We start from the raw sequence: 16,223 nt of genomic DNA, 5'->3' as shown, positions 1-16,223 counted from the left end.
AAAAAAACCCGGTGTTTAGCCGGGTGTAAAGGTATTCAATTTTCTGACGTTAAACGACTACGTTGTTTTCACGTAAGGCTTGATTCAAAGAAGTCTTCAAATCAGTGCTTTCTTTTCTTTTACCAATGATTAGGGCACATGGAACTCCGTAAGTACCAGCTGCAAAAGTCTTTTGAATGCTACCTGGAATAACTACTGAGTTTTCAGGAACGTATCCAATGTATTCAACCGGTTCAGGACCACTAACATCAATAATCTTAGAACTACCAGTAATAGTAACTCCAGCACCTAATACGGCTTTTTTTCCAATATGAGCGCCTTCTACTACAATGCAGCGGGAACCTATGAATGCACCATCTTCAATGATTACTGGAGCTGCTTGTGGCGGTTCTAATACTCCACCAATACCAACGCCACCACTTAAATGGACATGCTTACCAATTTGAGCGCAGCTTCCTACAGTAGCCCATGTATCAACCATGGTTCCTTCGTCTACATATGCACCAATATTGACATATGAGGGCATTAGAATAGTTCCTTTAGCTAGATAGGCACCATATCGGGCAACAGCAGGGGGAACAACTCGAACTCCTAATTCTTTGTAATTCGATTTTAAACGCATTTTATCGTGGTATTCAAAGATACCCACTTCACTTACGGACATTTGACGAATAGGGAAATACATCACAATGGCTTTCTTTACCCATTCATTCACTTGCCAGCTTCCATCTGCTAATGGCTCAGCTGTACGTAAGATTCCTTTGTCGACTTTTTCTACTACTTCTTCAATGGCTTGAACCACTTCCGGGTTTTGACGCAAGGATGTATCGTCCCAAGCAGATTGAATGATATTTTCTAATGAATTCATATAATATGTATGCAAAATTTGATACTACAAAGAACGGAGAAAATGCCTGCATAATCAATATGACAAAGGAATTATCTATTGGAATATTGAAAAGCACTAGCTAATAGCTATAAAAACCTAGTAAAATTTAACTTCAACTTTAATAAGTTAAGTTATTGATTATCAAGTAGTTGATAATTTGTTCAAAATTTAATTTGGTGAAAAATATGCTAGAATTTAGCTAAAAAGACAAGTGACATTCTGTCACGCCCCTACCCTTTTGATAATGCTGGGTAATTGGCTTATGTAAATATGCAAAAAAAGCTTGAATAAAAAACGTATCCAGTTATTTTTTTACTAAAAATATATTATTTAGCCTAATGGGTAAATAATTATGTGTTTGTTTACTTTTGTGTAAAGTGCCTTCTGGGCGATTAAACATATATTTATCGTTCAATTTTTGAGAATTGAGGAAAAAAGGGTATTTTTGATTTTAATCTGAAATCAAATTATTTGTATCAATGAAAAAAATTAAAGTAGCTATTAATGGATTTGGTCGTATTGGTCGACTTACTTTTCGTAGATTATTAGAAAAGGAAAATGTCGAAGTTGTTGCGATCAATGATTTAACAGACAATGCCACTCTGGCTCATTTGTTGAAGTATGATTCTGTTCACGGTCGTTTTAATGGAACTGTGACTTCTGATGCTGATTCTATTACTGTTAATGGAAAATCAATCAAGGCATTAGCTGAGCGTGATCCGAAATTATTACCATGGGGTGCTTTAGGAATTGATGTAGTTCTAGAATCTACAGGTCGTTTCGTTGATGAAGCTGGTGCTGGACAGCACTTAACTGCTGGTGCACGTAAAGTAATTATCTCTGCTCCTGCTAAAGGAAATGTTCCAACTGTTGTATTAGGTGTAAATGAAGATACATTAACGGATGAAATGACTATTATTTCAAATGCTTCATGTACTACGAACTGTTTAGCTCCAATGGCTAAAGTGTTAGACGATGCATTTGGTTTAGAAAAAGGATATATGTCAACTATCCACGCTTATACAGCTGATCAAAACTTACAAGATGCTCCACATGCTGACTTACGTCGTGCTCGTGCTGCAGCTTATTCTATTATCCCTACATCTACAGGTGCTGCTAAAGCAGTTGGTTTAGTATTACCACACTTGAAAGGTTTATTGGATGGTTCATCTATGCGTGTTCCTACTCCAGATGGTTCAGTTACTGAATTTACAGCCATTTTGAAAAAAGAAGTTAGTGCAGATGAAATTAATGCAGCCGTTAAGAAAGCAGCAGAAGGTCCAATGAAAGGAATCTTGGAATATAATACAGACGAAATCGTTTCTATCGATATTATTGGAAACTCTCACTCTTGTATTTTCGATTCTAAATTGACTTCAACTATGGGAACTTTGGTGAAAGTAGTTGGTTGGTATGACAATGAGTACGGTTATTCATCTCGTGCAGCAGATTTAATTGCTCGTGTAGGTTAATAATAGGCACATTTGATATAAAAAAAGGGAGGCTAGCCTCCCTTTTTTATTTGTTATTAACTGCTCGTAAATACTTGATAGAAAATCCTTTTTGAAAGTACATTTCTTCAAATCTGGTTTTGATACCATAGTGATCTTGATTCCATTCTGATTGATATAAATCCCAAGTTTGAATGAGTAATTGCCAAGGTGCTTTGACCAATTGTTCTAATGAATATTCAAATAAGGAATCTGAATCGGTTTTTAAATGAACAATCCCTTGACTTTTTAATACTGTCTGATATTTATTGAGAAAGAATGGAAAAGTTAGACGTTTCTTTTCATCTCGATCTTTCGGACGTGGATCAGGAAAAGTAATCCAAATTTCATCAACTTCATTTTCCGCAAAGTATTCAGGTAAATGTTGAATATGAATTCTCAGAAAAACGACATTCGTTAATCCTTCCGCCTCAGCCTGCCTAGCTCCTGCCGCTAGACGATCTCCTTTGATGTCTATACCAATAAAATTCTTTTCAGGAAATAATTTAGCGAGCCCCAAACTATATTCCCCTCGACCACATCCTAATTCCAAAACGATTGGATTGTTATTTTGAAAATAGGCCTCTCTCCATTGACCTCTACTAGAATCAAAAAAATCTTTACCTGACTGAATGACCCATGGCGAGCGTATAGCTAAATCGTACTTATATTCTTTTCTTCTACTCAAAACTTACACATTTATTTCAGCCACCAAATAGGTACTGCCCGTAATTAAAATAAAATCATTTTCCTTGGCGGAATGTTTAGCCATTTCTATAGCCTTATTTACATCGTTTTCACAAAAACCTACTAATTCATGCTCCAAAGCCATTTTTTGTAAATTTTCGGATGTAAGTGCTCTTGGATTTTGAGCTTGACAAAAAATATAATGGGCTTCTTTAGGAAATAATTTCAGTACAAGATGGATATCCTTATCCGCCACCATACCTAAAATTATCCACAAATCTCCTTGATTGAGACGCTTTACTTGGGATAACAATTGGCTAATCCCACTTTCATTATGCCCCGTATCAGCCACAATCCAAGGATTTTTTTGAATGAGCTCCCACCTGCCATGTAATTGGGTATTGATTTTTGATTTTTCAATACCAATTAAAATCTTATCCCATTGCAATGGAATAATTCCCTCGCTCTGGATTTGTTCGCACCAGGCTAAAATGCCTGCAATATTCTTTACTTGATATTCCCCAGCATAGGGAGATGAAACTTCAAAGGTTTCATACTGACTAGACTTTCCTTGAAGTTGTAGTTGCTCTTGCAAGTTGGTATATGAAATCCATTGTATTTTATCTTCAGCAAAAACGATAGGTGCATTCAATTCCTCTGCCTTTTTTTGAAAAATTTGTTCTGAGAAACTTTGTCGCTCAGAAATACAAATCGGAACCCCTTGTTTAATTATGCCAGCTTTTTCTTCCGCAATTAACTCCAATGTATCTCCCAATATATCTTGATGATCCCAACTGATATTGGTAATCAAGCAAGCTTTGGGTAATATAATATTCGTAGAATCTAGTCGACCACCCAATCCTGTTTCAATAACGGCCCAATCTACTTGTTGATCTTTAAAATAAGAGAAAGCCATCAACACTGTCCATTCAAAAAAGGAAGGTTTGATATCTTGGATGAGTTGTAAGTTTTTTTCAACGAACTGAACCACCCAATCTTCCGCAACATTTTGTCCGTTTATTTTTATTCTTTCAGTAAATGATTTTAGATGCGGCGAAGTATAAAGCCCTACTCGGAAGCCGTGTTCTTGTAAAATAGATGCCATGAAATGGGACGAACTCCCCTTTCCATTAGTACCAGCGATATGCAATGCTTTAAAGGAATCTTGGGGATTCCCTAGTCGTTCGCATAATTGTTGGATATTCCCTAGACCAGGTTTAAATGCTTTTTTACCTTCCCGATGAAATACGGGTAATTGGTTGTATAAAAAAGCAATGACTTCTTTATAATCCATTCGATGATGTAAAAAATTATTTCGAATTGATTTTAAATACAATAGTTCCAGTAGATACTTCCGGACGTTCGCCGCCTGAGGTTGGCTTAAAACTTAATTTTTCCACAGCTCTCTTATATTTTTGAGCTACAGAAGCCGATAAGGTATTTTCGATGATTTTTAAGGAGATAATATTCCCACTTTCATCAATTTTTAGTGAAAAACGAATAATACCTGATTCATCTGAATCATCATTGACTTGAGGTCTGGAGGCAAGAGCCCAACCTGTCATATTCAAGGCTACTCCATTTCCTCCACCAATTCCACCACCACTACCACCGCCTTTTCCTTTTTGTCCAGAATAAATAGCTGAATTATTAATATCTCCGTCTAATTGACCTTTATCACCAATTTTACCTTTATCATTTCCATTGGAATTTCCTCCTGGAGCATCACTTGTACCTCTTGTTCCATTACTACTAGATTTCTTTTTGAACAAGGCTGATTCGTCAATTTTAGGTTGTTCTTCCACAACAGGCTTTGGAGGTTGAACGGCCACTTTTTCAGCTGGTTTATCAGCAATTTTAACTGTACTTTTAACGGTAGAGCTTAATAAGGGAGTTTCTTTAGTCGGAGTAGTTTTAACGATTTCTTTTTTAGGTTCTACTTTTTTATCGGCAGGTTTAGACTCCACTTCATTGGGTAAATCATTTGCCTGATTGTGAGTTTGAATATTTCCTCCTCCTTCGTCAGTATTACCATAATTCACTTCAAAACCTCCAGCAGGAATTTCCATTTTTACTTCATCGCCTGACCAAATGTTTAAAGTCCAGAATAGTAACAATAGTCCACCATTAATTAAAATAGTGAGCACTAATGCTTTTAACTGATTTTTTTTCTCTAGTTCTTTCTGTGCGAGAACGCTATTCATATGCTTATGGTTTATACACCCAAATGTCTAATTTCTTTAGGCTTTTTATTTCAGCTGCCTTTTTATACCCCTCTTCCATGTTGGCTTCTGTTCCAATACTTACTCGAAAATGGATTTCATCTTGCGCTTTTGGTAAAATGACAGCCTGATCAAATCCTTTTGATTTTAATTCACTCACCGCTAATGCTGCTTTTGCTTGTGTTTGAAAACTAGCAGCTACCAAGTATACTGATTGGGTATTGTGGTTAACAGGGGTTTTGGTTTCTTCTGTAGCAGGAACTAAAGGACTTGGTATAATACTTGAATCTGCAGCAAGTGCTTTTTCTTCAGTGATAGCTACTTTACTTTCTTGAGAAATAGGAGTACTTTTTTCTTTTTTAATTTTGATGGTAAATGGACTCAATGAGCTGTTTACATAACGAGAATTAGGCTCTGTTAAAAAATAGGCACTAAGTCCGCCCAATAAAAAGGCTAAGAGGGCGTAAACATAGACTTTCGTGCTAATTCTTTTGGGTAGAAGTTCTTCTTCCTCTAAAGTATCTTCACTGATTTCTTCATGAAGAATCATGGACTTTTCAACAGGACTTTCAATCAAAGTTGGCTTAGGAATATTTACCAAAGTTGGTAAACCTACCGGATTTAAGCCAAACAGATTTAAATCAAAATTTTGATTGGGATTAGGAGCAAAGGAAATTTTGGATTCAGCAGTTAAGCTTAGAGTTCCAATCTTATCCAATACAATTGAATGTTCTGATTTCAGTGCATCTTTCAGTGATTTACTGAATTGATTGATTTGATCAAAAGCTAGTTTATGACTGATTCCCTCCTTCTTTGCCCAAGCCGTAGCCAATATTCCATCATCCGAACGAAGTCTTTCATTAAAGGCAATCCATCTTTTTCTGGGGTATATCATTTCCTCCGCAGCATTGAATTCAAAATCTTTGATATTGACTACAAAACCCCCAAAATTAGGAATAATGATACAGTCATGCTCATAGAGTAATGTTTCAATTAGGTTAACTATGGAGTTATTGATGGTCATATTAGAAGGAATAAGCAACGCTTACGGTATAGTTTAAGCCTTGTGAAGGGTAAAATAAATACCTTTCATAATTTTTTCCAAGTAAATTATTAGCACTAACAGCCGCATTAAACTTTTTAGTAATTAAATAATTCACTTTTAAATTCAAATCAATGATATCCTTCATGGCCACCGCCGTGTTAGTTCTAGGATTTAAACCATAAAGTCCATTCATATAAAACACATCTGGAGAAATGATGATTTTGTCTTTAAATGTAATGGAGTTGGTAAAAGAGATATTCATGGCTGGACGGTGATATGCCTTTTCCAATGTGCCTAAATTATCATATTGATTGATGTCGTATTTCAATACGGATAAGAAACGTTCGTTCAATTGATAGTTAAACTGTCCAGAAAAATTCATCACTTGTGCCTTTTTTATATCTCCTGCATAGACGACAGTGTATTTAGAACTATCTGCTGCACTAGGTACAAAAAAGGATAAATTACTGAATTCTGAATACATGAATTTAAATTCAAAATCGAAACTATGTTCATTAGATCCTTTGAATCCACCAAATACATTAGCCGTTTGAGCGGTATTTCTTAAATCGATTCGATTTCTCAACCAAGGATTTAGTGAAGCCATTTGACTCAAGGTATTGAAATAGGTATCTCCCCCTAAACCTGCGAAAAAGTGAATAAAATTGGCAGCTTTATAATCCAATTTAACCACTGGAAATAAGCTTGTTGTATTCAATCCTCTTAACTTATCTTTTTCGTTGACCACATTAATTCCAGCGTGAACGGAAACACGATCGCTTTTGTAGAAAAAACTGGGCTTAACTCGATAAAGCTCTCTTCGGTTATTTTCCAAGCTAGCGTATTCGCTCATGGTCATATCACCTGAAAAATGTGCGGATAAATTATCGTTGATGGTTAAAACCGTCTGAATCTTACTATCCCAAATCCATTCTCTTTCATTTTGAGAAGTAGACATCATGGTTAATCCCGAAGTGGCGATATAATCGAATTTGGCATCTTTTTTGGCGCTAGAGATACTGCCCACGTAATTAAAACGATCGTAATACACACCAAATGTGCCGTTAGCCATATTGTTGAATTGCTCTTCAGGTCTACCGTACCAATTAGCCTCTACTCTTTTATAACTAATAGATCCATTCAATAAATAAGATGGAGTAAAAGTCTTGCTGTATACTTTAATTTCATTTTCATTTCTTCCTGAAAAACTAGTTGCTACAGGACCCCTACGATTGGCATCGTGATTGATGTATAAACCATGAAAGGAATTTTCATTGGGAGTAAATCCAAAATGAGCATTCATTAAGGTATGGCCATAATTTCCAGCACCCACCTTAAACACATTTTTAAACTTAGGTCCATAAGATGATGTTAATTCATCTCCTTCTCTAGGATCAACGATGGAAGTATTGATTTTTGGTAAATGAGTTCCCTCCCATTTTCTATCAACCAAATCATATTTCATTTTACGGTCTTTCCGTAAATCTTGTGCCTCTTCTAAGAGATCAAATCCTCTTGAAACCTGCGGCTGTAATTCAATTTTTCTGGTTTTCTCAACTTCAATGGCTTCATCCTGAATAGAGCCTTCCCTTTTTTGGGCAAAACCCTCAAATGCGCCTAAGCAGAGTCCGAATGTAGCAGTGAATAGTACTTTTTTAGCTGTTCGATTGAATCTCATCTTATATTATTTTAAGGGTAAGCTTTCTAATTTAGTTTTGGCAGCTTGAATTACCTCTGCATCACTGGAATTATCCACGATGGATTTTAAGGTAGCTCTTGCTTGTGGGATATTTTTCAAGGCGATGAAATTATCGGCCAATAAAATATAGGCTTTGCCTAAAATGGCATCTGATGCTTCAGAAAAGACATTTCTGAATTTATCCAAAATCATTTCGCTTGATTCTTTAAATTTAGATTCTTTGTATAAAAGACTTGCCAATTTTAACTGCGCTGAAGCTCCGATGTCATTCTTATCTAAATTGGTCGTGATTCCCAACCAATTTCTTTGGTTAACAATATCCCCTCCCGATTCAAAGGTATTAGCCATCTTTTCAGCCAATTTTGCCTTTTCCTCTTCACTGATATCTTTTTGTTGAATTAATTCATCTGTTATATAGGCTGCCGAATCTAACATATTAGCTCCAATGAAAGTGGACAATAGGCCATTATTAGCTAATAATTGATCTTTAGTTCCGGTATATTTAGATTTATACAAATGATACAAATTGGCAGAGGCAGAATAGTTTTTATTTTCTAACTCTATTTCTGCACTACGCTGGATGGCTTTATTGATTTGAGGATGCACATTTTGCTCGACCATTTTCTTGTAATAAATCAGCGCTTCTGATTTGTTATTGGTACGATAAGCAGCATCGGCTATTAAGTAAGTCGCTTCCACTAAATTTTCATTGTTTGGATATTTTTCAATGAAAGCTTTCAATGGGGCAATGGCTTTGTCGTATTTTTCGCCTAAATAAATGCCTTTAGCGGCACGGTATTCTAAATCCACATTTTCCGGTTCATTCGGACTGCTTTTTTGGAAGTTGCCTAGTAATTGTCCAAAATCTTCTGGTCTACCAACTTCATTCAATTCCTCTTGAAGCCCTACTAAAGCATCTTTAGCCGTTTTGTCTGTTGGGTAATCTTGAATAATGCGTTTATAATCTGCAATGGACAACTCATGCTGATTCGTATTAGCATAAGATTGTGCACGTTTCAATAATGCCTGAGTGAAATATGGGCTTTTGGAATTGGTTTCAATTAAATCGGTAAAACCTACAATAGCTTCTTTGTATTTATTGGTATTGAAGGAAATGACATTCTCTTGGAATGCAGCATCATCTACATATTTAGAATTCGGGAATGAAGTTCTTAATTGTTTGAAACTTGCTTTCGCTTCATTGTCGCGGTTCAAATAAGTCAAGGTTACCCCTTTTTGATATAAAGCATAATCTTTTTCCGTCTTAGCCAAATCAATTGCCTGATTATAATAGGTTAAGGCTTCGTCATATTTTTTTGATACTAAATAAGTATCAGCCAAACGAATTAAAATGGTTGGATTGTTTTTGGCATCAGGACTTAGCTTCAAACGATCGACATAAGCTTTGAATAAGACATTGGCTTTAGTAAAGTCTTTGGTATTGAAATAAGCATACGCTAATCCCATACGAACCTTTTGCAAAAAGTCATTGGGTTTAGCTACAGGTGGTGTTCCAATCAATAAGGGAGAATAAACCTGAATAGCTTGTTCATATTTCTTTTGTTGCGACAAGGCCTCTCCTTTTCCAAATAAGGCTTGGAATTTTAAATCAGCACTTTCTGGGTTTTCTGAAGATGTTTGAAATAAATCCAAAGCTTGATCAAATTTATTTTCATTATAGGCTTTTACACCCAAATTATAAGTCAAGGTTTGATAAGCGGCGTTTAATTTAGCATTTCGATTTGATAAACCTTTCAGATAATCCAAGGCAGCTTGAATGTTATTGGAATGAATAAAGGCATCAGCCACTAATTCAGTTGATTCTTCTGTAAACTTACTTTTAGGGTATTTTTTGCTAAATTCTTGAATAGCATAAATGGTTTCACTAGCCTTTCCTAAGTCTAATAATACCTTAGCGTAATTGAAATAGGCTTCCTCTTGAATTTGTGCATTGAACGACAAATCTTTGGCTTGTCCAAATGCCTGAAGTGTTGCTTCTAGATTGCCAGATTTAAGTTGTGCTAAACCTAAAGTAAAGGCAGCATATTGAGCTAAGGTGTCTTTTTTGCCTGCTAAAGCTTTTAATTCATCCGATGCCTCATTGAATTTGTTGGTTTTATATAAGGAATAACCAAAACGGTACTGGATTTCAGAGGTGATTTTTGTCGGATTTAGCTTTTTGTATAAGCTGTAGCTTACAGCTGCTTTTTCAAAATAACCTAGTTTAAATTGTACTTCTGCTACCAAAAGAGATAATTCATCAAGATTATAACCTGCTTTTTTTTGTTTTAAAATAGGTTCAGCATAGTTCAATAATTCATTGAATTTTCCTTCATGAAAATAGCACATGGCAATCCAATTCGGGATATCTTTTCTAAATCGACTTGAACCTTCTGCCTTTTTGAAGTCGGTATTGGCTTCTCCGAATCTTTTTTCTCCAAAATTGATTACTCCAGCATAATAAGCTGCAGCAAAAGCAAACTCTTCCTCAGGCTCGGCTTTAATTTCGTTGAATAAAGGCAAAGCCTCTCTGACATCTTTCAATTGATAATAAGAGACAGCCAATTTGAACTTAGCCTCTAAATTGGTATCAGAAGATTTACTTAAATATTTTATCGCTTTTTTGTAATCGCCATTGTCGTAAAAGAAACTACCTATACCCCTCATTAATTTAACTGCTTGAGGATGTTCTGGGTAATTTGCCACAAAACGGTCCGCCACAATTTCTGCTTCGGGCTGACTCATGTATAAAGTACACATGGTCATGTAGTACTCTGCCAAAACTCGCTGACCTGCTTGCTCATTATTTAGAGGCTCCAAACTTGCTAAGTAGGCAGAAAACTCTTCTTTGGCCGCTACATAATTTTTTGAATCAAAATATTCTTTGGCCTGTCGAAAGTGTAGCGTCTGATCTCCAAAACTCAAGGTTTGTTGAGCCACCGCTGACCAAGAAAGCAAGAAAAATAAAATAGCTGGAATCCAGCAAAGCGTACGATTTTGTTTTCTCATTAGTAGAAGATTACAGCATTCTCAATTACTACAATAATACGATTTTTCTTCCAATTAATTGTAGCGGATACCCAATTTATTTAGGCTAATTTGGGGATACAATGGCCAATTTTAGTTTGATTAAGGCGATTTTCTTATATTTACACTCTACACCTAATCAACATTTAATTTTTTTAATTCATGACAAAATTTACCATAAATTCCTTGGTGCTAGTCACACTTTTGTTGGGAATCAACCTATTAGGCTTTAGTGCCTCTCCTGTTATACGACATGAAATTAGTATGACGGCACCGCACACTCATTACTTTCAAGTTAAAACGACTGTAGACCTAAATCAAAGCCATTGGAACAAGTCCTATATTGATTTTAAAATGGCAGCTTGGACACCTGGCTCCTATTTGATTCGTGAATTCGCTCGTAATGTTGAGTCTTTGTCGACAGTAAAAAACGGAACATTGATTCCCGTTGAGAAGATTAATAAAAATACTTGGCGTGTGCATTTAAGTAAAGGTCAAAAGCAAGTGACTATTTCTTATGACGTATATGCCTTTGAGTTATCTGTTCGTACTTCCTTTTTAGATGATACGCATGGGTATATCAATCCGGCATCTGTTTTATTGTATGTTCATGAGTTGGCACAACAAGCGCAGTCGGTTCAAATTAATCCTCATAAATCTTTTCAAAGGATTTCTACCGCTTTAAAACAAACAGCTTCACAAACCTATGAAGCTAAAAACTTGGATGAACTGATCGACTCTCCTATCGAGATTGGAAATCATCAAGTATTTCAATTTAAAGTGGGAAACATCCCTCATCAAATTGCCTTTTATGGCCAAGCTAAGGTAGATACTACCAAATTCATTGCCGATGTAAAGAAAATGTGTGAGGAAGCGGCTCGAGTAATTGGCCAACATCCTTGTGATCACTATTTGTTTATTATCCATAATTTGCAAAAAGGCTCAGGAGGTTTAGAGCATTTGTATTCCACCACGTGTCAAGTTGCGCGAGCAGCTTATGAAACAGAAAATGGCTACCATGGAATTATCGGTTTATTATCTCACGAGTATTTCCATTTATGGAACGTAAAGCGGATTCGTCCAATGGCCCTTGGTCCATTTGATTACGAGAATGAAAATTACACCCACAATTTATGGTTATCTGAAGGGATGACATCATATTATGGAGCATTGATATTACAGCGCTCAGGACAAACTACTACTGAAGCATATTTGAAATCAGTAGCGGATGAAATTTCATCTGTAGAAAATACTCCTGGAAATAAAGTGGAATCTGCTGCATCAGCTTCTTGGGATGCTTGGATTAAGTACTATCGTCCAAATGAAAATAGCCGTAATTCTACAGTTTCATATTATTCTAAAGGATCTGTTTTAGGAACGGTATTGAACCTTTGGATTATTAAGCAAAGTAATGGGAAAGCGAATTTGGATGATGCATTTAAGTATTTATACCAAAATTATTATGTCAAACAACAGCGCGGATTTACGGATGCAGAGTTGGAAAATGCTTTTTCATTTGTAGCAGGAACATCTGCTAAAACGATTTTTCAGCAATTGGTTTATGGAACTGTTATTCCTGATTATGCAGGTTTATTACGAGAAGTGGGTTATGAGTGGACAGATGTAAACCAAGGGAAAACAATCCCTTATTTAGGATTTACTGTTACAGCAGGAAAAATTTCTACCGTATTGAAAGGAAGTACTGCTTATGATCATGGTTTGAATGTAGGAGATGAAGTATTAAAAGTAAATTCAGATACTTTTGAGAGTGTAGATAAGACTTTGAAAGATAAAAATGTAGGTGATACTTTATTGTTCACAGTTCGTCGAGATGGTCTAGAAAGAACATTGGCTATACCAGTAGGTAAATCCAATTTATCCGCGTTTAAAATAAGTTCAATGACCGATTTGAATGAACGTCAGAAAGCTTTGCGCTTGAAGTGGCTTGGGAAAATCAATTAATTGATATGTTTGCCCATTTCGGCATACATGGAATGGAAATTATTCAGGACATAAGTTTGAAAGGAGGAGCTGGATGCCAGCTCCTCTATTTCTTTTTGAGAGGAAAAGTCCAAAACGGAGAATTTGTAGCTTTGTTCTAAATTAGGTGCTTCAAACTTTACAATGTATTTGGAGTTCCATTCAAACAAGGAAATTCGCATGGATTCGTGGGGAATTTCTTTGATGAAATGCATATACTAAGCCTCTTCTACGATTTTGATACTTTGGATTTTATCGCCTTCGCGAATTAAATCAATCACTTCTAAACCTTCCACTACTTTACCAAAACAAGTATGTTTACGGTCTAAATGAGCCGTATTATTTCTTGAATGGCAGATAAAGAATTGAGAACCACCTGTATTAGGTCCACGGTGGGCCATCGACAATACTCCACGATCATGGAATTGGTTATTTCCCGTTAACTCACATGGAATGGTATAACCTGGGCCACCAGCACCAGTTCCTGTAGGATCTCCTCCTTGAATCACAAAATCAGCAATTACTCGGTGAAATGTTACTCCATCATAAAATCCTTTATTGGATAAATCAATGAAGTTTTTCACGTGAATGGGAGCATCTTCCTCATAAAATTCAATTTTCATTAACCCTTTATCGGTCAACATTTCTGCGTATGCCATAATTTCATTTAATTTTGAGGCACAAAGATGCGAATGAAAATTGAATTATTTAAATTGAAATCTTTTAATTGCCTAAACTAAAGCCACCACATGTTTTCTACAAAACAATTCATCTCATTTTTTTGCCTACTGATCATGGTAGGGTTATTTTCCTGTGATAGTGAAAAAGAGAAAAAAGAGGCCACTCAGTTTTTTTTAAGAGGAAACCAAAAGTTTAAGGAGAAAGAATATTTTGAGGCGATAAAATGGTACAGCGAGGCTATTTTAAAGAAGAAGGATTTTTCGGATGCCCATTATAATCGGGGTTTGATTTATGAGCAGTTGGAAAAAAATGAGGAAGCATTGACTGATTTTTCAGAAGCGGTAGAATTGGATACTCATTTTGGTCCTGCCCTCTTTAAAAAGGTGGAAATGCTTCAAAACATGAAACGATTGGATGAGGCTGAACTGGAAGCACAAAAATTGGTTAAGCTTTTTCCGGATTCATCAGCTTGTTACCGTTTGCAAGGTGATATATTTTTTGAGAAGGAATCCAATAATCAAGCTTTAGCATCTTATGAAAAAGCTATACAAATTGATAGCAATTCGGTTGAGGCATTAATCAATAAAGGCGTAGTACTACAAACACTGGGTGAGCTGGATTTAGCTGAAAAAGCATTTCAGCATGCTTTGACCAAAGGAAAATATAAGCATTTGATTTACAATAATTTAGGTTATTTAGAAATCGAAAGAAGGCAATGGAAATTGGCGGAGAAATGGGTGCGTAAAGCCTTGGAAATTGAACCGAATAATGCCCTGTTTTTGAAAAATTTAGCTAAAATTAATAAGGAATTAGCCCTTAAATAAGGCCATATACAGAGCTAGAGCCGCAGCATTGATACTCGAATTGCTTTCAATTTCCATCAATTGAGCTCGATCTGATTCTTGGAAAAAGCTATTTAAAGCATGAAGTAATTCGTTTTCGTTTTTGACACTGATATAGGTGACACCTGCGTCTTTGGCTGTATTTTCTGCGTTAAAAACTTGCCGAGTTTCCATGAAACTCTCCAATTCAGGAAGATCTTTGGCCCCTTCTAAATTTCTAAATATACCCCCACCTTGATTATTCATGACAATAATCCTTACATTATTGGGTACATAGGAATTCCAAAGGGCATTTTTATCATAGTGAAAAGCCACATCGCCGATGATGGAAATAACTAGATTGGGATTGCCTTGGGCCGCTCCAATGGCAGTGCTTAGGCAACCATCAATGCCAGACGTACCTCGATTGGCAAAGACTTCAATACCTTTCGGAACAAATTTTGTCCAATTTAAATACCTGACAGATAGTGAGTTAGCAACATGTATTTCCGAATTGGATTGAGGTAAAGCTTGGCTTATTTTTTGGAAAATCCCCAGTTCATTCCAATCATTAATATCTTTTGACCTTTTAGAGTCAACAATTTCATCCTCCTTTTCCCAGGCTTGGTAATAGGCTTGTTGCTTTTCAGAAAAGTTGAGTAGTGTCAATTCTTTTAAAAATGCCACTTCATCTATTTCTAATAAATGTTGTAATCCTTTAAATGGATCAGTCACAAGTGCTTGCGGATGAGGGTTAACTTGCCATTCTTGCTTTTCGGCATTTGAACGCAAAAATTGCTTGATTCTTTTGGTGACGAAACTTTTACCAAGATGTATATGAAGGTCGGGCTGTAGACTTTCCCAGGTTTTTGGATTAGCTAAAATGAGATCATGGCTGTCAAATGCTATTCCAGATAAATTGGCAATGGAATCTGCCAGTACAGGAATCCCTTTTTGCATCAATTCCTCCAAAAGATCTTGAATTTTGGAGTTCATCGGCATTTGCCCTACTGTAATAAGCACCTTATTTGAGGAACTCAATTGCCTTTGAATAAATGTTTTGATGGATATATCCAATAATTTAGGAGAAATCCATTTTTGTATTTTTCGTATGGGATGAGCTACAGGTAAAGCTGCTCCTTTTTCTGGGTAAAAAGGTTCTTGAATGGGTATATTGATCTGAACTGGACCTTGAGGGGCAGAAAAAGCCGACCAAAAAGCATCATTGGCTATTCTATTTCGGTGCCAAATTTCATCCAAAGATTCATGTGCATGAGTAGAATAAGAAAAGTACTGTTTGGCATGAGCACCAAAAATACGTTCTTGAAAAATGGTTTGTCCATCCCATTGCCCAATCCATTCTTGTGGACGATCTGCTGTTAATATAATTAGTGCTACTTCTTGAAAATATGCTTCTGCAACGGCGGGAGCCATATTTAAAGCAGCAGAACCTGAAGTACAGCAGAGTATAACTGGCTTTTTGTAACGTAGAGCTAGGCCGAGGGCAAAGAATCCAGCTGAGCGTTCATCGCTAATGGAGAATGACTGAATAGCCGTGTTTCGGCTAATAGCTAACATGATGGGGGCATTTCGTGAGCCAGGGCATATAACTGCCTGTTCTACACCATGTTGGCTTAGGGTTTCGATCAGTTCTACAAGTCCAGAGGGAAAGGCCATAGGTA

13 protein-coding genes are annotated in these 16,223 nt (G+C 36.2%); 3 read left to right on the top strand and 10 right to left on the bottom strand.

Going from position 1 to position 16,223, the window contains the following annotated elements:
* Window positions 1-49: 49 nt before the first annotated feature.
* Entirely contained in the window at window positions 50-868 is an 819-nt protein-coding gene (locus tag EWU22_RS09825; RefSeq protein ID WP_130925387.1) for a 2,3,4,5-tetrahydropyridine-2,6-dicarboxylate N-succinyltransferase, read from the bottom strand.
* 500 nt (window positions 869-1,368) lie between these two features.
* Between EWU22_RS09825 and gap the strand changes: the two genes are divergently transcribed.
* On the top strand, window positions 1,369-2,361 hold the full coding sequence (gap, locus tag EWU22_RS09820; protein WP_109323151.1) for a type I glyceraldehyde-3-phosphate dehydrogenase: 993 nt from the start codon (window positions 1,369-1,371) through the stop codon (window positions 2,359-2,361).
* Between the two features lie 46 nt (window positions 2,362-2,407).
* On the opposite strand, the gene trmB is transcribed toward gap, so the two are convergent.
* The 6 genes from trmB to EWU22_RS09790 are packed head-to-tail and all read right to left on the bottom strand — an operon-like array spanning window position 2,408 to window position 11,041.
* Window positions 2,408-3,067 carry a tRNA (guanosine(46)-N7)-methyltransferase TrmB gene (gene trmB / locus EWU22_RS09815; RefSeq protein ID WP_130925386.1) on the bottom strand — a complete coding sequence of 220 codons (660 nt, stop codon included), beginning with the start codon at window positions 3,065-3,067 and terminating at the stop codon, window positions 2,408-2,410.
* 3 nt (window positions 3,068-3,070) lie between these two features.
* Window positions 3,071-4,360, bottom strand: a complete 1,290-nt coding sequence (locus tag EWU22_RS09810; RefSeq protein WP_130925385.1) for a bifunctional folylpolyglutamate synthase/dihydrofolate synthase — start codon at window positions 4,358-4,360, stop codon at window positions 3,071-3,073.
* A gap of 16 nt (window positions 4,361-4,376) precedes the next feature.
* Window positions 4,377-5,270, bottom strand: coding sequence for a hypothetical protein (locus tag EWU22_RS09805; RefSeq protein ID WP_109323148.1), 894 nt, complete (start codon window positions 5,268-5,270; stop codon window positions 4,377-4,379).
* A 4-nt stretch (window positions 5,271-5,274) separates the two neighbouring features.
* Window positions 5,275-6,312: an HU domain-containing protein gene (locus EWU22_RS09800; protein ID WP_130925384.1), complete on the bottom strand. Its 1,038-nt coding sequence runs from the start codon at window positions 6,310-6,312 to the stop codon at window positions 5,275-5,277.
* A 1-nt stretch (window position 6,313) separates the two neighbouring features.
* Complete coding sequence (locus EWU22_RS09795) at window positions 6,314-8,011, bottom strand: TonB-dependent receptor (protein WP_130925383.1); 1,698 nt, start codon at window positions 8,009-8,011, stop codon at window positions 6,314-6,316.
* 6 nt (window positions 8,012-8,017) lie between these two features.
* Window positions 8,018-11,041 (bottom strand): tetratricopeptide repeat protein, encoded by a 3,024-nt coding sequence (locus tag EWU22_RS09790; RefSeq protein ID WP_130925382.1) that lies wholly within the window; start codon window positions 11,039-11,041, stop codon window positions 8,018-8,020.
* A 180-nt stretch (window positions 11,042-11,221) separates the two neighbouring features.
* Between EWU22_RS09790 and EWU22_RS09785 the strand changes: the two genes are divergently transcribed.
* Window positions 11,222-13,021, top strand: a complete 1,800-nt coding sequence (locus EWU22_RS09785; protein ID WP_130925381.1) for a M61 family metallopeptidase — start codon at window positions 11,222-11,224, stop codon at window positions 13,019-13,021.
* Here the strand turns inward: EWU22_RS09785 and EWU22_RS09780 are convergent.
* Window positions 13,018-13,254, bottom strand: coding sequence for a hypothetical protein (locus EWU22_RS09780; RefSeq protein ID WP_130925380.1), 237 nt, complete (start codon window positions 13,252-13,254; stop codon window positions 13,018-13,020). The genes EWU22_RS09785 and EWU22_RS09780 overlap by 4 nt on opposite strands.
* A 3-nt stretch (window positions 13,255-13,257) precedes the next feature.
* Entirely contained in the window at window positions 13,258-13,698 is a 441-nt protein-coding gene (locus EWU22_RS09775; protein ID WP_109323142.1) for a peptidylprolyl isomerase, read from the bottom strand.
* A gap of 135 nt (window positions 13,699-13,833) precedes the next feature.
* Here EWU22_RS09775 and EWU22_RS09770 point away from each other — a divergent pair, with 135 nt between their 5' ends.
* The gene (locus EWU22_RS09770) at window positions 13,834-14,544 is read left to right on the top strand and encodes a tetratricopeptide repeat protein (RefSeq protein WP_161566827.1); all 711 of its coding nucleotides are present in this window, start codon (window positions 13,834-13,836) and stop codon (window positions 14,542-14,544) included.
* Here the strand turns inward: EWU22_RS09770 and menD are convergent.
* Window positions 14,530-16,218: a 2-succinyl-5-enolpyruvyl-6-hydroxy-3-cyclohexene-1-carboxylic-acid synthase gene (gene menD / locus EWU22_RS09765; protein WP_130925378.1), complete on the bottom strand. Its 1,689-nt coding sequence runs from the start codon at window positions 16,216-16,218 to the stop codon at window positions 14,530-14,532. The two genes, EWU22_RS09770 and menD, sit on opposite strands and share 15 nt — an antisense overlap.
* Window positions 16,219-16,223 lie beyond the last annotated feature (5 nt).

It is taken from the genome of Aquirufa nivalisilvae, from assembly GCF_004307455.1.
In the GTDB taxonomy this organism is placed as follows: domain Bacteria; phylum Bacteroidota; class Bacteroidia; order Cytophagales; family Spirosomataceae; genus Aquirufa; species Aquirufa nivalisilvae.
This window is presented reverse-complemented; position numbering and strand designations above follow the sequence as displayed.